Source organism: Azospirillum picis (genome assembly GCF_017876115.1).
Lineage (GTDB): Bacteria > Pseudomonadota > Alphaproteobacteria > Azospirillales > Azospirillaceae > Azospirillum > Azospirillum picis.
Map to the genome: position 1 here is coordinate 37,034 of NZ_JAGINO010000029.1, position 18,361 is coordinate 55,394.

General features: G+C 64.5%; 18 protein-coding genes and 1 tRNA gene. 10 read left to right on the top strand and 9 right to left on the bottom strand.

The genetic code is table 11. The features are described from left to right. Window positions 1-63: 63 nt before the first annotated feature. Window positions 64-300 (bottom strand): hypothetical protein, encoded by a 237-nt coding sequence (locus J2850_RS27750; protein WP_209989548.1) that lies wholly within the window; start codon window positions 298-300, stop codon window positions 64-66. Window positions 301-564: 264 nt separating this feature from the next. Here J2850_RS27750 and J2850_RS27755 point away from each other — a divergent pair. Further along, window positions 565-656, top strand: a tRNA-Ser gene (locus J2850_RS27755). A 269-nt stretch (window positions 657-925) separates the two neighbouring features. On the opposite strand, the gene J2850_RS27760 is transcribed toward J2850_RS27755, so the two are convergent. Further along, window positions 926-1,336 (bottom strand): hypothetical protein, encoded by a 411-nt coding sequence (locus J2850_RS27760; protein WP_209989551.1) that lies wholly within the window; start codon window positions 1,334-1,336, stop codon window positions 926-928. Window positions 1,337-1,496: 160 nt separating this feature from the next. On the opposite strand from J2850_RS27760, the gene J2850_RS27765 reads away from it, so the two are divergent. After that, complete coding sequence (locus tag J2850_RS27765) at window positions 1,497-1,760, top strand: hypothetical protein (RefSeq protein ID WP_209989553.1); 264 nt, start codon at window positions 1,497-1,499, stop codon at window positions 1,758-1,760. Between the two features lie 1,259 nt (window positions 1,761-3,019). On the opposite strand, the gene J2850_RS27770 is transcribed toward J2850_RS27765, so the two are convergent. Next, window positions 3,020-3,514 carry a BLUF domain-containing protein gene (locus J2850_RS27770; protein WP_209989557.1) on the bottom strand — a complete coding sequence of 165 codons (495 nt, stop codon included), beginning with the start codon at window positions 3,512-3,514 and terminating at the stop codon, window positions 3,020-3,022. An 827-nt stretch (window positions 3,515-4,341) separates the two neighbouring features. Next, window positions 4,342-4,824, bottom strand: a complete 483-nt coding sequence (locus tag J2850_RS27775) for a hypothetical protein (protein WP_209989560.1) — start codon at window positions 4,822-4,824, stop codon at window positions 4,342-4,344. 292 nt (window positions 4,825-5,116) lie between these two features. Here J2850_RS27775 and J2850_RS27780 point away from each other — a divergent pair, with 292 nt between their 5' ends. After that, window positions 5,117-5,389 carry a hypothetical protein gene (locus J2850_RS27780; protein WP_209989563.1) on the top strand — a complete coding sequence of 91 codons (273 nt, stop codon included), beginning with the start codon at window positions 5,117-5,119 and terminating at the stop codon, window positions 5,387-5,389. Window positions 5,390-5,761: 372 nt separating this feature from the next. Here the strand turns inward: J2850_RS27780 and J2850_RS27785 are convergent, their stop codons facing one another. Continuing rightward, window positions 5,762-6,265 carry a LysM and BON domain-containing protein gene (locus tag J2850_RS27785; RefSeq protein ID WP_209989567.1) on the bottom strand — a complete coding sequence of 168 codons (504 nt, stop codon included), beginning with the start codon at window positions 6,263-6,265 and terminating at the stop codon, window positions 5,762-5,764. 460 nt (window positions 6,266-6,725) lie between these two features. Between J2850_RS27785 and J2850_RS27790 the strand changes: the two genes are divergently transcribed. After that, window positions 6,726-6,917: a hypothetical protein gene (locus tag J2850_RS27790; RefSeq protein WP_209989570.1), complete on the top strand. Its 192-nt coding sequence runs from the start codon at window positions 6,726-6,728 to the stop codon at window positions 6,915-6,917. 54 nt (window positions 6,918-6,971) lie between these two features. Here J2850_RS27790 and J2850_RS27795 read toward each other — a convergent pair whose 3' ends face one another. The 3 genes from J2850_RS27795 to J2850_RS27805 all read right to left on the bottom strand — a co-directional run bounded on the left by J2850_RS27795 (window position 6,972) and on the right by J2850_RS27805 (window position 8,758). Continuing rightward, window positions 6,972-7,412 carry an acetyltransferase gene (locus tag J2850_RS27795; protein ID WP_209989572.1) on the bottom strand — a complete coding sequence of 147 codons (441 nt, stop codon included), beginning with the start codon at window positions 7,410-7,412 and terminating at the stop codon, window positions 6,972-6,974. A gap of 516 nt (window positions 7,413-7,928) precedes the next feature. Then, a complete protein-coding gene (locus tag J2850_RS27800; protein WP_209989575.1) occupies window positions 7,929-8,114 on the bottom strand; it encodes a hypothetical protein in 186 nt (61 codons plus the stop codon). Between the two features lie 260 nt (window positions 8,115-8,374). Further along, the gene (locus J2850_RS27805) at window positions 8,375-8,758 is read right to left on the bottom strand and encodes a hypothetical protein (protein ID WP_209989579.1); all 384 of its coding nucleotides are present in this window, start codon (window positions 8,756-8,758) and stop codon (window positions 8,375-8,377) included. 426 nt (window positions 8,759-9,184) lie between these two features. On the opposite strand from J2850_RS27805, the gene J2850_RS27810 reads away from it, so the two are divergent. Next, window positions 9,185-10,135 carry a LysR family transcriptional regulator gene (locus J2850_RS27810; protein WP_209989583.1) on the top strand — a complete coding sequence of 317 codons (951 nt, stop codon included), beginning with the start codon at window positions 9,185-9,187 and terminating at the stop codon, window positions 10,133-10,135. Window positions 10,136-10,158: 23 nt separating this feature from the next. Here J2850_RS27810 and J2850_RS27815 read toward each other — a convergent pair whose 3' ends face one another. After that, window positions 10,159-11,238, bottom strand: a complete 1,080-nt coding sequence (locus J2850_RS27815; RefSeq protein WP_209989586.1) for a tartrate dehydrogenase — start codon at window positions 11,236-11,238, stop codon at window positions 10,159-10,161. A gap of 157 nt (window positions 11,239-11,395) precedes the next feature. Here J2850_RS27815 and J2850_RS27820 point away from each other — a divergent pair, with 157 nt between their 5' ends. The 5 genes from J2850_RS27820 (at window position 11,396) to fdhD (ending at window position 18,336) form a co-directional block, all read left to right on the top strand. Then, complete coding sequence (locus J2850_RS27820) at window positions 11,396-12,310, top strand: LysR substrate-binding domain-containing protein (RefSeq protein ID WP_209989589.1); 915 nt, start codon at window positions 11,396-11,398, stop codon at window positions 12,308-12,310. A 168-nt stretch (window positions 12,311-12,478) separates the two neighbouring features. Then, complete coding sequence (locus tag J2850_RS27825) at window positions 12,479-13,021, top strand: formate dehydrogenase subunit gamma (protein ID WP_209989592.1); 543 nt, start codon at window positions 12,479-12,481, stop codon at window positions 13,019-13,021. Then, window positions 13,018-14,598: a formate dehydrogenase beta subunit gene (locus J2850_RS27830; RefSeq protein WP_209989594.1), complete on the top strand. Its 1,581-nt coding sequence runs from the start codon at window positions 13,018-13,020 to the stop codon at window positions 14,596-14,598. The genes J2850_RS27825 and J2850_RS27830 overlap by 4 nt, the downstream gene beginning before the upstream one ends. A gap of 24 nt (window positions 14,599-14,622) precedes the next feature. Then, entirely contained in the window at window positions 14,623-17,478 is a 2,856-nt protein-coding gene (gene fdhF / locus J2850_RS27835) for a formate dehydrogenase subunit alpha (RefSeq protein WP_209989597.1), read from the top strand. A gap of 33 nt (window positions 17,479-17,511) precedes the next feature. Then, window positions 17,512-18,336, top strand: a complete 825-nt coding sequence (gene fdhD, locus J2850_RS27840) for a formate dehydrogenase accessory sulfurtransferase FdhD (protein ID WP_209989599.1) — start codon at window positions 17,512-17,514, stop codon at window positions 18,334-18,336. Window positions 18,337-18,361 lie beyond the last annotated feature (25 nt).

The window sequence follows — 18,361 nt, forward strand, 5'->3', positions numbered from 1 at the left end:
GTCACGGACGGCCAGTCGTGCCCGCAATATGCCGCAGGAAAAGGATCGGGCAGGGCGGGCAGGTCAGGCGACGTGCAGATCGTGGTGCTGGAGGTGCTTGGGCCGGCGTCCTCGGCGTTTCGGCGCGGCAAAGGCGGCAAGGGAACCGTTCTCGCCGCGGAGTTCCGCACTCAACTCCTGCACGCAACGTTGCAACAGCTCCTTTTCCCGCTGGTCCTCGCGATCGGTGATCTCAAGGCAGCTCAGCTTGATCTCCACCAAGTCGATCAGCGTTTCCGTGCAACGGCGTGACAGGGGCATGGCATCCTCCGCGGCGAAGAGGGCGACGGGTTTCGGTGGCAGCGGGCGGCGATGAGAGGTGGCGTTACCCGGGCCTTGGTTTGCTCATTGCCTGACTATATCCGCAGGCCGATAAAAAGTATATAAAATTTGATGTAAATTTGTTTCCGCGCGAGGATTTTCGTGAAAAGCGCATTTCGGCTTCGGTAGGCGTTGACAAGAGTGTCGCCGGCCCGCTAGAACCCTCTCCACGCCGGCGGTGCCCTACGGGACGCCGCACTGGCTGGAGGGGTGGCCGAGTGGCTGAAGGCAACGGTTTGCTAAACCGTCATACGGGTTAAACCGTATCGTGGGTTCGAATCCCATCCCCTCCGCCACCGCGAAAAATCCCCTAATAAATCAAAATTTTACTTGGAAGCCGCACTGTTCGGTTCCGCCTTTGCCCCGTGGCGCCCGTTATAGTCGTGCCGGCTTTTGTGCCGTCCCTGTTCGGCACATATCCCAGACAAATCTCCGTCGTCTTCACGCTGCTGTGCCCCAGATGCTTCGACAGCGCGTAGATGTCCCAGCCGTTCCGCAAGGCCCGCACAGCGGATCCGTGGTGCAGATCATCGCACCGGAACGGCCTGAAAACTGTGCCGGATTGCTATGCCGACTCTTTTGCCGGCCGTACGATCTGCTCGAACCGGACGCTGACGTTCAGATATCGGCGGCCGTCGTCGTGCCAGAAGACGAACTCGCTGTTCAGGAAGCGGGGCCGGCCCTCCAGCAACTGGACCAGCGACGGCTCCAGGTTGACCGATCTCGGCAGGCTGCTCTTCGTCCTGGTGAATGTGACGGTGCCGCTCTTCAACTGGCGATCTGAGCGATCCGCGACCAGTAGGCGGACCGCATCGGCGGCGCGCTGTTCGACCTGGAGGCCGCGCTCGACCATCCCGACCGGGAGCCGCAGGGCAGCCGCCGCGACGGCGTCGCAACGCTGATGCGCCGTCGGGAGACGGGCGGCCGCCGGATCGACGGCGGCGGGCCGATGCGTGGTGTCCAGCCCCGGGTGCACCCGAACGCCGAGGCGGTGATCAACGCGATCCCCGCCATTCCCAACTGGTGTCAGCGTGGGCTGGTGCTCGAATACGCCCAGCTCGGCGACCAGCCGGACGGTCCAACGGCAACCAGACGCTGGTCCTCGTTCCCCGGTGCCCGAAAGCCGAGGCGGGGCGATGCGCCACATCGTTCGGGCGGAGTGGGTGGACCGGCCGCTGCAATCGGTGCTGCTGGCGGACTTGCGGCGCCAGAGCGTGCCGATCCTCGACCGGTACGGCCCGCTGCGGTTTCCCTCGCAGGAGCCGGGCTTCGCTTCCCGCATCACCGCCGACGGCGGGCGTCGGGTGGCCGTGCGCTGGTGCTCGCTGGATCCGTACCCGTCGGACGCCTGGATCGCGAACATGAACGCGCTCTACGCGGCTTGGCATGCGGGGGGATGATGGTGCTGGAGCGGCGGCTGCGACGCGTGGTGCTGCGGGACCACAGGCTCGTCGGGTTCGGCGTGCCGGCGGAACCGTGGGGGTGATGGAGGGGGTAGGGGCGCTTGGTGGAACGAGCAAGGGCCGCCCGGTGAGGAGCGGCCCTTGCTGGTCACCAGTAGTAGGGATGCGGACGCTTGGTTCCGGTGTAGGCCCAGACGATGCCGTCGGCATCCTTAGGGGTCAGCAGAAGCACCCGAAGGGTCCGGTGAACTCGGTAGCCGCTGGGGCCGGGTGTCGAACAGCCGGACCCACCAGCCGCAGGCCTTGCCGCGTCGGCATCCGCAGCTGATCAACCTAACTGTCGACGTTTCGAAATTCAGAAGCCGATTTTTAGCACCGATGCTGCTATGATAATAATTATCGCTAATATAAAGAACAAAATTGTCCTTGAGATTTCAAGGGCCGCTTCGTCTTTTGATGGTCTCACCCAACCACAGTTCAAGCATATCTTCTGCTCCGGCATCATCAGCTTATCACAGCGGTGGCATTGGTAGTTCGCCATTTCCTTAAATTTCCCAGCATTTGCACTGACGTCCAGGCAAGGAAGCGCTCGTTAACGAGGTCCGGAGTGTTGACGTTGTATGTGGCTGTCGCACTGTCAGCGTCAACACACGACGAACTCGCAGTACGCGGTACGCAACCAGGACTGAACGCTTGAGGACCTACAACACGGCAAAATCGATATGTTAAGGGTTTGGCAACGATTTCCCTGCAATAGTTGACGCCATGCACCGCCCGAGGTGCGACTGAACCAAGCCCCGCCGGAGAAATCCGCTGCGGGGCTTCGTCGTTTCTGGAGCTTCGCCACGATGGATACTCTGCTGTTGCCCGACATCGGCGACACGCTCGCCCGTATCGCCATCCTGTCGCCGGCCGCCCGGATCACGGCGCTGCTGGTGATCGGCTGTAGTGGGTCTCTGGATTTGGTGTCGGCGGCTACAGTCCGGCCCGGATGCTCAGATCGTTGTCGAGGCTTTGAAGAGCGCGGCCCAGGCCCAGGTAGAGACGGCGGCCAGCACCGCCGCCATGGCTCAGCAGAACGAACTGATTCTCTCGGAGGTGCGCGGCACAGCCGCGGAGATGCGGGTCATGGTCAATGCCGCTCTGGTCACGATCGAGCAAGCGGTTTGACGGCTGATCTGTTGAGTATTCCATCTGACCTGGTGGCGCGGATGATTGCCGTCAACTAAGCGGCAGGTGCGGGAGCGGCCTGCCTGTCAGCTCCTCAGCATATGTCGCGTGCGGGGAATTCGGCCACGCTTCAGCCCCGTTGCCGCGGGATCGATGTTTATCGCGGAGCATGCGAACTGATAGGCGAGTGACAGCAGGCCCAGCGAGAACACCGGATCCCGTGAGCGACGGAGGAAGTCATCATAGGAGCTTAAGGAGCCTGCTACCCGTCTCCAGAGAAGAGGGTCATCCAGGAACATCAGGTTCATGGCCCATGCGCCGAACTGACGACCGGCTGAACCGGCGGTAGACAGTAGAAGGTCAACATGATGGTGCCTGGCGTCCGCGGATACTCTCTGAAAAGTTGCATCAACAGCTTCCGCAGATCCTTCCAAAATTTGAACGAAGACGCCCCCACATTCGATCATGAAGCCGCTGATGCCATGTCTTCTATTGTTGCGCGCAGATAGAATGCATATGTCTTTGATAACATTGTATGACAATATGGAATTCAGTTCGCTCCGGAAGACGAGCATGTACATTCTTTCCTCCCGTTGATCAGCCGTGCTTTCTCAGTGTGTAGGAAGCTCGACCTTGGCCATCAATCCAAATGACCGCTTTTCCGTCAGGCGAATTGAGGAAGCGTATTTTTTTATTTTCAACCAAATGCGAAGCGGTTCTCTCATCATCGGAGGCCTAGGCGAGAGTCTCGTAATGCCAGCCTTCAAAGGTTGAAATCTGTCGATCGTGCCCTCAACCTCATATCCCCGCTTGCCCCTCTCCATCCAAGGTCACATGGATTAGCAATGCCGCGGCACTTGTGCCATCGGAACAAGTTCGAAAGCGTTGCCTCAACAAAACTCAGGTTCGGCCGTCAGTGTAGCCATGACTGCAACCTGGAGAGGCTGCGGGACACGATGGTGGTTGAGCAGGGTCAAACCGGCTCAGAAAATTTCCCTCGGCTACGGGGGGCCGGGAACCATCCTGTGTCATGGCAGCGCTGGCAGCCGTTCCCGTTGCACGAAGGGCAGAGGATCCAATCGTCGTTGCCCCATCTGGCGGCGACTTCACCATCGCAGGGACCGGCAACGCCACGCGCCGCACAGCCCCGGATGATGGCATCCAGCGTGTAGTAGGGCATTCCGCATTCGAGACAGATAGCGATCGGTGGGCTCTTCCGGGTCATGATGACCTCAACCGCAACGCTAGCTAGGCAGCTCTCACTCTACATACTCTTGTGCGTTTCCGCCATGTCGACGGTGTCGCACGCTGGTGGAAGTGAAGGACCACACCGGCGGCATCATGTGCGAAGCCGTCAACGAACGTTCTCGGTTGGAAGCGGCAACGTCGGAGGGTGAGGGGGAGCAGCTTAGCGCTTCTGCTGCAACGCTTTGATGAAAGCGGCTTGAAGCGTTGTCGGCGTACATGGCATTTCCAGCAGTATTCCGCCGAATGCGCCCGCTTTCCAGCGCTGGATCAGGCTGAGGTCGCCGGTAACTCCGATCCACGGGAGCGGATAGCCGAGTTCGGCTTCGAAGTGCCTGGCCAACTGGTCTCCGGTCTGCTCTCCGTTCATCGGCGGCAGAAGCATCACGGTCGGGCGAAGGCTATTTTCTTTGATGTCTGCGAGAATATGCTCGATGTATTCTCCAGAAATGACATGGCATCCCCAGGACTCAAGCAGCGCCTCGACGCCAAGCCGTAGAACTGCATTCTGCTCAAGAACTACAACGGTGTTCCCGATTATTTCTGGCGCGGCGTTAATTTCTCTATCCCTCGGATGGTGTGTAAAGATGTAGATGGTAAAACAAGTAATCCGGTAGGATGGCGCCTCCGGTCGCTTTTTTGTCATTCACCTGTGGTGAGCTTAAATCGCAGCCGTATAGGGGTATGTGTCATGTCAACCAACTCTGCAATGATCGGCGCCACCACGCTGATCCGGAGCTTGTCCGATGGACAAGTTGGATCGGGACCGATGGAAAGGTATGAGGTGGTGAGTAAGATGCCGGTTGGGGGCTGAACCTATGGCACGCCCCCGTAGCCTCCGCTTGCCTCTGTCCATCCTGGACACCCGCATCGGCAGGGCCATGGTGCCTGCGTCGTCGGAACCGGACCGCAAGTGACGGCTCGACGAAACCCGCGACTTGGCCCGTCAGCGTGGCTGCGACCGCGACTGCGAGACGCTGCGGGCCACGGTGGTGATCGAACCAGGCTGCCGGTGCGAGAGGTGCGGCATCATCGTCGTGTCGAACAAACGGGAGGCCACGGCCAGCCCCGTCCCCGTGGCCGAGGTGGACCGCATCGGGAGCATCACCGACCGGCCGGGCCTGAGGCTCGAGCGATCGAACCTGCGGGTGCTGTGCAAGCCCTCCCACTTGGGGCGGGCGGCCAAGGACCAGGGCGTTGCGCGCGGCTGAGGAGCAGGGGGGCAGTCGAAAGTCTGGGGGCTACGTAGCCAGCGGACCGCGTCCCCCCATTCAGAGTTTTTCCCGACGGATCACTTTGAGGTGCGGGCGTTGCGGTGGGCATGACCGGCCATGGCGAAACGCAAAGACATCGACCGGACAGCGATTGAGGCCACAGTTCGGGCCGGGATGCGCTGCCGATGTCTTTGGACAGAGTTGCCCGAACTCTTCGGTGATGCCCGGCGCGTTGAGCCCCATAGCCGCCACTGCGATGTTCTACTGGGTTAAATCGCGTGCGGCCAAGAAAAAGGCGCCAAGAAAAAGGCGCCAAGAAAAAGTGAGAAAGTGGAGGCCGCTCCATGAGGAGAGCAGCCTCCGAAAGCGTTATGCTCCAGGCGGGATCCGCAGAACCTGTCCCGGGTAAATCTCATCCGGATCCTTCAGCATTGGGCGGTTTGCCTCAAAAATTGCGGAATATTTATTGGCGTCATGGTAGAAGTGCTTGGATATTTTGGAGAGTGTGTCGCCACTTTGAACGGTATAGAATTGGCTGGCGGGATTTTCAGGAGCAGGCGCGTTTGCTGGGGCGCCGCCGCCTCCATCGACAGGCGCCGCCGCTTCGCCGCCACCATTGGCTGCGGAAACTCCTAGCTGATCTTCAACTTTCCCGATGCCGTGGACGTTCCCCAAGGCAATGACTATCTTCTCGCGCTGATCCTGGGAGGGAGCGGCTCCACGAACTGTCACCGTGTCGCCATCGACCGCGATGTCGAGGCCATTGGTGCTGATCCCCAACTGGTTCAGGTGTTGCCGTAGAGCATCGGGTGTCGGGCTTTCCCCGCCGACCTTTGGACCGGCATCGCGTCGGAAGAAATCGAACAAACCCATTGCGTCCTCCTGCTTGCTAATTAGGGAGGAGAACAGGATCGCTCCCGCACCGTTCCGGCACAGCCCCGTTGACGCCTATCATTCCTTTCGCCAACGGGGCCAATCCACCCGCGGACCCGAGCCGGATCACGCATCGGTCCAGGAACCCGCCCGATCGGGATCAATGCGCCTGCTGAGCGCGGCCGGGGGAGCGGGGCTGCGTGGTGGTTTCGTGAGCTGCGCAACAGCGGGCAAGGGAAACCGTGCGTATGGTTTCCTGGACCTGCCGGGTACCAAGGCGCCGATCGTCGCTGCCAGTTCGATTGCCAGGAAGTTCGAAGCCGGCATCGTCATGACGACGGGGGCGGCTTCCGTGCTGGCCGGGTGGGCGCCGGGACCTTCGGGTGTTGCCGGCACGGCGTGCCGGCAAGCTCCCGGGTGCGCAGGTCTGGCCGATCAAACACCATTAAGGAGATGAACAGTGGCGAGCGCCTTCACCATTTCTCAGGGGATTGCCGATGTGGCCGACCTGATCGACTGCGCTGCCCAGCGCGAAGCTTACCGTCGTGCGACCGAACTGCTCAGGCCCGCACTGGGGAGGATCGGCCACACGATGGCTGTCGGTGAAATGGACGGATGGACCGCGGCGTCGCCACGGCTTGCTGAACGCTGAACCGCGCCCGGAATTCCGGGTTGACGACGGTGCTTTCGGTGGAGCCACTGTGGGTCAGTCGGCCAGGACGAGGTGAATCAGTGGGAAAGGCCGTCCGCTACCGTCCAACTCAGAACGGCCCGTTTCCCGAAAGCCCAGACGCTTGTAGAAGGCGCGGGCCTGTGGGTTCTGCTCGTTCACATCCACTTCCAGGAATGGCGAACGGTGCCGGGCGTGATCGATCAGGGCTCGCCCCACGCCTTGGCCGTGCCGACGCGGGTCGACGAAGAGCGCGTCGATCTTCGTTTCACTCATCCCCATGAAGCCGACCGGCTGGTCGGCCTTGTCCACGGCAACAAGGAACTCGGTCTGGGGCAGATAGGAACCGCGGACCTGCTCAGCGTAGAAGGCGATGTCGCTTTCCGTCAGGAAGTCATGCGTCGCCCGAACCGCGGAGAGCCAGATGACAAACAGAGCGTCCTTGTCCTCGATGCGTGACGGTCGGATCGATACCATCGCATTCCGCTTTTAAATCATGGGCTGCCGATGGCCCGGGACCCGTGAGAATAGAGGGGAGCCACCCGCTCCATCAAGACGGCCGCGCGGGGCGGTATGGCGTGTGGAGCACGGAACCGGTCTGTGCATGCGCGGGGTCTGCAAAGAAAATGGGCGCCAGGAAGGCGCCCGCGAGTCGAGGGAGGTTGTCTGACTGCGCCGCCAGACAGCCTCAGCATGGCGCAACCGTCTTTCTCATTCGTGATCAAAGCGATAGGACAACCCCCTATCTCCTTCATGCAGGTCGCCATGGCGCTTCCCATATGGTTGGGTCCGCTGCCATTGCGCCCGGCGAGGGAACGCTGTGGGCCGGTCGGATGGATGTGGCCGAGGCTGTGGCGAAGTCCTTCGGCCGTGGGCATGCCGCCAGCGTCACCGTCATACTGACCGTCGCCGCAGGAGCGGTTCGAGGAATGACCGGTGCGGGGTGCCAGGTATGGCCGGGCCGGGCGGTCGGAGCTCGATATCGGCTCGGCTTTATCGTCGGGTTCGTCCGCGGTCGGGAGCTTCGTGGAAGTCTTCGACGATCCTGCGTGATTTCCGGATCATGTTCGTCGACTGCAGGATCATGATTTCCGACTTCAGCAGGAATTCGGCGCGCCTGCAGCGCTGCTCCTCAAGCAGTTCCAGCATGGTCGTGATGCGCGACAGGAAATATTCCATCACCAAGAGATTGAGCGCCGTGCATAGCATTGCAATACGCTCAGGAAGAAGGCGGCTGCCCGCCGGAAGAGCAGGGCCAACCTATTGCTTTGGTGGAAAAGGAAGCTTGAAGCGTCAGGTGTCGGGGAAATCTCTCGGCCGTTGACTTCCGCAACGTGCATGAACCCTTTCACATGGCGGCTTCCATTCCACAAGGGATGGCGGTGCGGCACTCGGCCACGTGGCGTCGTGTCCACTCGAGCCCCTGCCGGAGCTTGACGTCATGCGGCGGCGCGAAGGCGCATTGCCGGCCGGAGCCTTTGCATCAGTCCCTTGATGCCGAAGCCGGCAGGGAGGGTTTGAAGACAGCGCGGTTGAGGATGACGGCCTGCCGTCGAGCCGCCGGCCTGCCCGGCTTCGACGGTGGACCGTTCCGGCCCGTTGCCGAGGTCGCCGTAGCGTTGATGGATCTCGCCCGGCCCGATGATCGTACCGTCCGGACGGGAGATCACGGCGACGTGCCGGACAGGTTCCGGGATGGTTTCCATTGCATAGCGAACCGCCTCGTCGACACTTTCGAACTCCTTCTGCACCAATGTGCCGAAATCGTTGAAAAGAGGCTCCCAGACAGTGACTGACAATTGGCTCTCCATCATGCCGTCCACGAAGAAGAGTGCCGGAGATAAGTGGGCATGTCCAGGCGACTTTTTGCAATGAAGGCTGTTATCAAAATAAGACTGATATGTTAGCGGCGTTACAGTTCGAAACCGAATTCTACAAAATCATACATTGCGGACACACTGTGCATCATTTGCGTTTGCCGAGCGATAATATCGGCGGGCCAGACTCTAAACCATGTATCCCCCTCATTCATAGAAAGAGCCTCCGTCCATTAGGCGTGCGGTGGCCCGGTCCATGATCCCGGGCGCGGTGTAGAGGCCGTGGAAGCGTCCCGCTGAAGGGCCGTCGCAAGCCGCCGATGCCGGCGCTGGAAAGGCCGAAGAGGGGATGGTGGAAGGGCGCGCGCATTTGCCGCGCTCCCGGAGGCGATTGCCGTTATGCTTCCTCACCCCCAGATCCGAGCGCTTCCGATGTTCCGCAAGTTCGTCTATCTCCTGGCCCTGGCGCGCGAAAAGCATTTCGGCCGCGCGGCGGAGAGCTGCCACGTTTCGCAGCCGACCCTGTCCAACGCCATCCGCCAGCTCGAGGAGGAACTGCAGGTTCCCATCGTCGAGCGCGGGCAGAAGTTCGAGGGCTTCACGCCGGAAGGGCTGAAGGTGCTGGAATATGCCCGCCGCATCGTCGGCGAGCGCGACAACCTGCGGCAAGAGCTGCTGGCGCTGGCCCAGGGCGTCACCGGCCATCTGCGGCTTGGGGCCATCCCGACGGCCCTGCCGGCGGTGGCGCATGTGCTGGCGCCTTTCTCGGCCCGCTTCCCTCACATCCGCGCCAGCATCACCTCGATGAGCTCGCGCGAGATCCAGCGCGGCCTCGACGAGTTCGAACTGGACGCGGCGATCACCTATCTCGACAACGAACCGCTGAACAACGTCCGGACCTTGCCGCTCTATTCGGAGCGCTACTATCTGCTGGCCCAGCGCACCGACCTGTCGGAGGACCTGATCCGCCAGGAAGCGGTGCCCTGGGAACGGGCGGCCGGCCTGCGGCTGTGCCTGCTGACCCCCGACATGCAGAACCGCCGCATCGCCGAGGCCGCCTTCCGCATGACCGGCCGGAGCGTCGAGCCGGCGATGGAGACCAATTCGATCGTCACGCTCTACACCATCGTGCGGGCGGGCACCTGTGCCAGCATCGTGCCCGGCCAGCTCCTCACCTTCATGCCGCCGCACCCCGAGCTCGTCGCGCTGCCGCTCGTCGATCCCGACCTCAGCCATGTCGTCGGGCTCGCCTATGCCGACCGCGACCCGCCGCCGCCGCTGGCCAAGGCGCTGGCCGTGGCCGCGGCCGATGCCGACATCGCCCAGCGTGTCGCCATCGGGGTCGCCGACGCGATGATTCCCTGGCGGGTGGCGATCCGCTGACGCCCGGCCCCGCCAGGGGCGGGTCAGATTGCGGCGGCGATGGCCTTGCCGACCTCAGCCGTGCCGGCGGTCCCGCCGATGTCAGGCGTGCGCGGGCCCTGCGTCAGGACCGTTTCGATCGCCGCAATGATGGCGTCGTGGGCGGCCTTGAAAGCGGCGTCGCCGTTGCCGAGGAAATCGAGCATCATTGCGCCGGACCAGATCATCGCAACCGGGTTGGCGATGCCCTTGCCGAAGATGTCGGGTGCCGAGCCGTGCACCGGTTCGAACAGCGACGGGAAGCGGCGTTCGGGGTTGAGGTTGGCCGAGGGCGCCATGCCGATGGTGCCGGTGCAGGCCGGCCCGAGATCCGAGAGGATGTCGCCGAACAGGTTGGAGGCGACGACCACGTCGAAACGGTCGGGCTGCATGACGAAGCGCGCCGACAGGATGTCGATGTGCTGCCGGTCCCAGGAGACACCGGGATGGGACTTGGCCATCTCCTCCACCCGCTCGTCCCAATAGGGCATGCTGATCGAGATGCCGTTGGACTTGGTGGCTGCGGTCAGCTTGCGGCGTGGGCGCCCCTCGGCCAGTTCGAAGGCGAATTTCAGGATACGGTCGACGCCGTGGCGGGTGAACACCGCCTCCTGCAGCACGAACTCGCGCTCTGTGCCGGCGAACATGCGGCCGCCGACCGAGGAGTATTCGCCTTCGGTGTTCTCGCGAACCACGAAGAAATCGATGTCGCCGGGCTTGCGGTTGGCGAGCGGACAGGGCACCCCGGGCAGCAGGCGCACCGGCCGCAGGTTGACGTACTGGTCGAACTCGCGCCGGAACTTGATCAGCGATCCCCACAGCGAGATGTGGTCCGGCACCGTCGCCGGCCAGCCGACCGCGCCGAAATAGATGGCGTCGAAACCCTTCAGCGTCTCGAACCAGTCGTCCGGCATCATCTGGCCATGCTGCAGGTAATAGTCGCAGCTCGCCCAGTCGAAGCTGGTGAACTCGATCTCCAGTCCGAACTTGGCGGCCGCCGTCTCGACCGCGCGCATCCCTTCCGGCAGCACTTCCTTGCCGATGCCGTCGCCGGCGATGGCGGCGACCCTATAGGTTTTTCCCATGATCTTTCCTCCTGGCGGGATCAAAGCCCGACCGATCTCGGGCCAACCGATCTTGGGCCAACCGATCTTGGCCTGCCTGTTCTCTGGTCGGCCGCTACCATACCCGAAGGAATGCCGTTAATAATCGGGCTGACCATGCAGCCATAAATCACGGATCATGAACAGTGAACCGCTTCTGAAGGACTTGCGCGTCTTCTGCCTTGTCGCACGCAAGTCGGGCTTCGCCGCCGCCGCCGATGCGCTGGGGGCATCTCCCGCCTATGTCAGCAAGCGCATCCAGCTTCTGGAGGGCAGCCTCGGGGTGAAGCTCCTGCACCGCAGCACCCGGCGGGTCGCGGTGACGGAGGCCGGCGAGCGGGTCTACCGCTGGGCGCAATCGATCCTCGACGATGTCGACCACATGGTGGAGGACGTATCGGCGACCAGGCTCGATCCGCGCGGGCTGATCCGCATCAGCAGCAGCTTCGGTTTCGGGCGCGTCCACGTCGCCCCGGCCATCGCCGCGCTGGCCGAACGCTATCCGGAACTGGAGGTCCGCTTCGACGTTTCCGACCGGCTGGTCGACTTGGCGGGCGAGGGGATCGACCTCGACATCCGTGTCGGCAACGGGATCGCGCCGCAGCTCATGGCCAAGCGTCTGGCCGGCAACCGGCGGATCCTCTGCGCTTCCCCCCTCTATCTCGAGCGGCGGGGGGTGCCGAGGCATCTCGACGAACTGGCCGGGCATGATTGCCTGGTGATCAAGGAGCGCGACCATCCCTTCGGCGTCTGGCGCCTGACCGGTCCCGACGGCGAGGTGCCGGTCCGCGTCACCGGCCCGCTCGCCTCCAACCATGGCGAGATCGTCCACCAGTGGGCGATGGCCGGGCGCGGCATCATGCTGCGCTCGCTGTGGGACGTGCGCGCCGCGCTCGCCGCCGGCACGCTGGTGCATCTCCTGCAGGACCATGGCCAGCCGGCCGACGTCTGGGCGGTCTATCCATCCCGCCTGAGCAGCTCGGCGAAACTGCGGGTGTGCGTCGAGTTCCTGGAGCGGCATTTCCGCGAGGTCGGACTTGGGTCGGCGGTTTGATAGTTAAAAGCTATCAGCCCATCGGAAAAAACAATTTGCTGGTATACCGTATCCTCCGCCACTGTGACGGTGCCCGGCCGCGGAGAGACGGCCGGGCTATCCGCAGACGCCAAGCCAGAACGACGCCGTCCCCAAGCCGGCGCGGACGATCGCAAGGAGGGACCCCCCGTGAACGCATTGCAACCGTGGAGCGCCGAGCGCGCCATGACGATTGTCGCCGACAATCGGCACCTGCGCGGCGCCCTGCTGCCGATCCTTCACGCCCTGCAGGAAGAGTTCGGTTACATCGACGAAGAGGCGATCCCCTTGCTGGCGGCGGAGTTGAACCTCTCGCGCGCCGACGTTTATGGCGTGGTGTCCTTCTATCACGAATTCCGCCGCGAGAAGCCCGGCCGCCACATCATCAAGGTCTGCCGCGCCGAGGCCTGCCAGTCGATGGGCGCCAATGCCCTGGTCGACCACATCAAGAAGCAACTGCAGGTCGACTTCCACGGCACCACCGCCGACGGCTCCTTCACGCTGGAGCAGGTCTTCTGCCTCGGCAATTGCGCGCTGTCGCCGGCGGTCATGATCGACGAGCAACTGCATGGCCGCGTCACGCCGGAGCGCTTCGACGCCCTGGCGGCGGAAGCCCGGACGGCGCCGCATGCCCACCCGCATGCTCATCCCCCCGGCCATGGTGCCCACAGCCACAAGGGACATGCCCAATGAGCGGCCACCTCATCACCGTCTATGTGCCGCGTGACGCCGCCGCCCTGTCGGTCGGCGCCGATGCGGTGGCCGCCGCGATCCGGACGGAGGCCTCCTCGCGCGGCCTGCCGCTGCGCATCGTCCGCAACGGCTCGCGCGGCATGCTGTACCTGGAGACGCTTGTCGAGGTGGAAACCCCGGAAGGCCGCGTCGCCTACGGCCCGGTCACCCCGGCCGATGCGCCCGGCCTGTTCGACGCCGGCTTCCTGACCGGCGGGGAGCATGCGCTCGGCCACGGCCTGACCGAGGAAATCCCCTATTTCAAGAAGCAGGAACGGCTGACCTTCGCCCGCTGCGGCATCATCGACCCGCTGTCGGTCGAGGATTACCGCGCCCATGGCGGCTTCCGCGGGCTGGAGAACGCGCTGGCGATGACCCAGGCGGACATCGTCAAGATGGTGACCGACAGTGGCCTGCGCGGTCGCGGCGGCGCCGGCTTCCCCACCGGCATCAAGTGGAACACGGTGATGCAGGCGAAGGCCGACGAGAAGTTCGTCTGCTGCAACGCCGACGAGGGCGACAGCGGCACCTTCGCCGACCGCATGATCATCGAGGGCGACCCCTTCTGCCTGATCGAGGGCATGACCATCGCCGCCATCGCGGTGGGGGCGACCTCCGGCTACGTCTACATGCGGTCGGAATACCCGCACGCCACGGCCACCCTGCGCCACGCCATCAAGCTCGCCTATGACGAGGGCTGGCTCGGCGACAACATCCACGGCACCGACCGCACCTTCCACCTCGACGTCCGCGTCGGCGCCGGCGCCTACATCTGCGGCGAAGAGACCGCGATGCTGGAGAGCCTGGAGGGCAAGCGTGGCATGGTGCGCGCCAAGCCGCCGCTGCCGGCGCTGGAGGGCCTGTTCGGCAAGCCGACCGTGGTCAACAACGTGCTGTCGCTCTGCTCGGTGCCGATCATCCTCGACAAGGGCGGCGAGTATTACCGCGACTTCGGCGTCGGCCGCTCGCGCGGCACGCTGCCCTTCCAGCTCGCCGGCAACATCCGCCAAGGCGGCATCGTCGAGAAGGCGTTCGGCGTCACCCTGCACGAGCTGCTCTACGAGTTCGGCGGCGGCACCATCACCGGCCGGCCGATCCGCGCGGTGCAGGTCGGCGGCCCGCTCGGCGCCTATCTGCCACCCTCGCAGTTCGACCTGCCGAAGGACTACGAGGCCTTTGCGGCGCAGGAGGCGATGGTCGGCCATGGCGGCATCGTCGTCTTCGACGACAGCGTCGACATGGCCCAGCAGGCCCGCTTCGCCATGGAATTCTGCGTCGCCGAGTCCTGCGGCAAGTGCACCCCCTGCCGCATCGGCTCGACGCGCGGCATGGAGACGCTGGACAAGATCATCGCCGGCAAGAATGTCGACGCGAACCTCGAACTGCTCGCCGATCTCTGCGACGTGATGGTGGACGGCTCGCTCTGCGCCATGGGCGGCATGACGCCCTATCCGGTGCGCAGCGCGGTGAAGCACTTCCCGGAAGACTTCCGCAAGAAAAGCCCGGCCGTCCGCGTCACCCACATCGCCGCCGAATAACGAGCGACCCCAGGAGCACCCGAGATGACCCTCATCCACGAGACCGACTACGGCACTCCCGCCCGCGTCTCCGAGACCCTGGTGACGCTGGAGATCGACGGCCGCAGCATCACCGTTCCCGAAGGCACCTCGGTGATGCGCGCCGCGATGGACGCCGGCATCACCGTGCCGAAGCTGTGCGCCACCGACAGCCTGGAGCCCTTCGGCTCCTGCCGCCTTTGCGCGGTGGAGATCGAAGGGCGCCGCGGCACCCCGGCCTCCTGCACCACCCCCGTCGCACCCGGCATGAAGGTCCACACCCAGACCGACAAGCTGGCCAAGCTGCGCCGCGGCGTGATGGAGCTGTACATCTCCGACCATCCGCTCGACTGCCTGACCTGTGCCGCCAACGGTGACTGCGAGTTGCAGGACATGGCCGGCGCGGTGGGGCTGCGCAACGTCCGGTACGGTTTCGACGGCGAAAACCATCGCGCCGCCGCCAAGGACGAGAGCAACCCCTACTTCACCTTCGATGCCTCCAAGTGCATCGTCTGCTCGCGCTGCGTCCGCGCCTGCCAGGAAACCCAGGGCACCTTCGCACTGACCATCGACGGCCGCGGCTTCGCCTCCTCGGTGTCGCCGGGCGCTAACGAGAGCTTCATGGACAGCGAGTGCGTGTCCTGCGGCGCCTGCGTCCAGGCCTGCCCGACCGCGACGCTGACCGAGAAGTCGATCATCGAGCATGGCCAGCCCGAGCACAGCGTCATCACCACCTGCGCCTATTGCGGGGTGGGTTGCTCCTTCAAGGCCGAGTTGCAGGGCACCACGGTGGTGCGCATGACGCCCTGGAAGGACGGCGGCGCCAACGAAGGCCACTCCTGCGTCAAGGGCCGCTTCGCCTGGGGCTACGCCACCCACAAGGACCGCATCATGAAGCCGATGGTGCGCGAGAAGATCACCGATCCGTGGCGTGAGGTGTCGTGGGAGGAGGCGGTCGCCTACGCCGCCGAGCGTCTGAAGGCGGTGCAGGCCAAGCATGGCCGCGGCTCCATCGGCGGCATCACCTCGTCGCGCTGCACCAACGAGGAGGTCTACGTCGTCCAGAAGATGATCCGGGCCGCCTTCGGCACCAACAACATCGACACCTGTGCCCGAGTCTGCCATTCGCCGACCGGCTACGGCCTGTCGCAGACCTTCGGCACCTCGGCCGGCACCCAGGATTTCAAGAGCGTCGACAAGTCCGACGTCATCCTGGTCATCGGTGCCAACCCGACCGACGGCCACCCGGTGTTCGGTTCGCGCATGAAGAAGCGCCTGCGCGCCGGGGCCAAGCTGATCGTGGTCGATCCGCGCCGCATCGACCTGGTGCGCAGCCCGCACGTCCAGGCCGAGTACCATCTCCAGCTCCAGCCCGGCACCAACGTCGCCGTGGTCAACGCCATCGCCCACACCATCGTCACCGAGGGGCTGGTGAACCGCGCCTTCGTCGAGGGGCGCTGCGATCCCAAGGAGTTCGCGAAGTGGGAGGCGTTCATCGCCGAGCACCGCAACTCGCCGGAATATCTGGAATCGCGCACCGGCGTCCCGGCCGATCAGGTCCGCGCCGCGGCCCGTCTCTATGCCACCGGCGGCAACGCCGCGATCTACTACGGCCTGGGCGTGACCGAGCACAGCCAGGGCTCCAGCACGGTGATGGCGATCGCCAACCTCGCGATGGCGACCGGCAACATCGGCCGCGAGGGTGTCGGCGTCAACCCGCTGCGCGGCCAGAACAACGTGCAGGGCTCCTGCGACATGGGCTCCTTCCCGCACGAGCTGCCGGGCTACCGCCACGTCTCGGACGACGCCGTCCGCCAGGAATTCGAGGCCGCCTGGGGCGTCACGCTGGATCCGGAACCCGGCCTGCGCATCCCCAACATGTTCGACAGCGCGCATGACGGCAGCTTCCGCGGCCTGTTCGTGCAGGGCGAGGACATCGTCCAGTCCGATCCCAACACCAACCACGTCACCTCGGCGCTGGAATCGATGGATGTCGTCATCGTGCAGGATCTGTTCCTGAACGAGACGGCGGCCTTCGCCCACGTCTTCTTCCCCGGCACCTCCTTCCTGGAGAAGGACGGCACCTTCACCAACGCCGAGCGCCGCATCAACCGCGTCCGCAAGGCGATGCCGTCGAAGGTGGGCAAGGACGAGCATTGGGTCGCCTGCGCGCTGGCGACGGCGATGGGCTACCCGATGCACTACGACAACACCGCGCAGATCATGGACGAGATCGCCCGGCTGACCCCGACCTTCCGCGGCGTCAGCTTCGAGAAGCTCGACCGCGTCGGCAGCGTCCAGTGGCCCTGCACCGGCTTCGAGGACGACGACACCGGCATGGCGATCATGCATGGCGAGAGTTTCGCCCGCGGCCTCGGCCGTTTCGTGATCACCGAATATGTGCCGACCGACGAGCGGACCACGCGGATGTATCCGCTGGTGCTGACCACCGGCCGCATCCTTGCCCACTACAATGTCGGCGCGCAGACCCGCCGCACCGCCAACGTGGCCTGGCATCCCGAGGACGTGCTGGAGATCAACCCGGTGGACGCCGAGATCCGCGGCGTCAAGGACGGCGACATGGTGTCGCTCGCCAGCCGCATGGGCGCCACGACGCTGCGGGCGCTCATCTCCGACCGCATGCCGGCCGGCGTCGTCTACACCACCTTCCACCACCCGGTGACCGGGGCCAACGTGGTTACCACCGAGAATTCGGACTGGGCCACCAACTGCCCGGAGTACAAGGTGACGGCGGTGCAGATCACCCGCAGCAACCAGCCGTCGGACTGGCAGGTGGAACGCGACCGGCAGGAGGTGGAGCGCAAGCGCATCGCCGCCGCCGACGTGATCGCCGCCGAGTAACGGCCGGAGGCCGGCGCAGCAGGAGAAGGACCCATGACCGCGATGCCTTCGGCCGTTCGACCCGACGATCTTCCCATGTGCTCGATCCCCGTCACCGGCACCGGCTTTCCCGCCGGTGCCGGGATGGAGGATGGGGCGGAGGTCGAGTGGCAGGTGCCGGAGGAGACCGCTGTCGCCTTCGAATACAATGGCCGGTCGCACGCGGTGATGATGGCGAGCCCCGCCGATCTGGAAGACTTTGCTCTGGGCTTCAGCCTGGGCGAGGAGATCGTCGGGACGGCCGCCGACATCGAGGACATCACCGTGCGGGAGACGCCGCTGGGGTTCGTCGTCAACATGACGGTCGATCCGCTTCGGCTCCTGCGCGGAAGTCTTCGCAGCCGCTCCATGGAGGGGCGGAGCGGCTGTGGCCTGTGCGGCGTGGACAGTCTTGTCCACGCCGTTCGGGAGCCCCGCAGGATCGAGACCTCGCTGGAGGTGGAGCCGGCCGCCGTGGCCGCCGCCTTCCGCGCACTGCCGGACCACCAGCCGATGAACCGGGCCAACCGCTCGGTCCACGCCGCGGCGTGGTGCGCGCCGGACGGCAGCATCCGGCTGGCGCGCGAGGATGTCGGTCGCCACAACGCGCTGGACAAGCTGATCGGTGCCGTCGTCCGTTCAGGGGCCGACCCGGCCACCGGCTTCGTGGTGATGACCAGCCGCTGCAGCTTCGAACTGGTGCAGAAGACCGCCGCGGTCGGCATCCCGCTGCTGGCGACCATCTCGGCGCCGACCGCGCTGGCACTGGAACTGGCGCGCAACGCCAACCTGACCCTGGGTGCGCTGTCGCGCCGCGACACCGTCATCCTGTTCCGCTGAACCCGACACCGCTTCGCCAATGGAG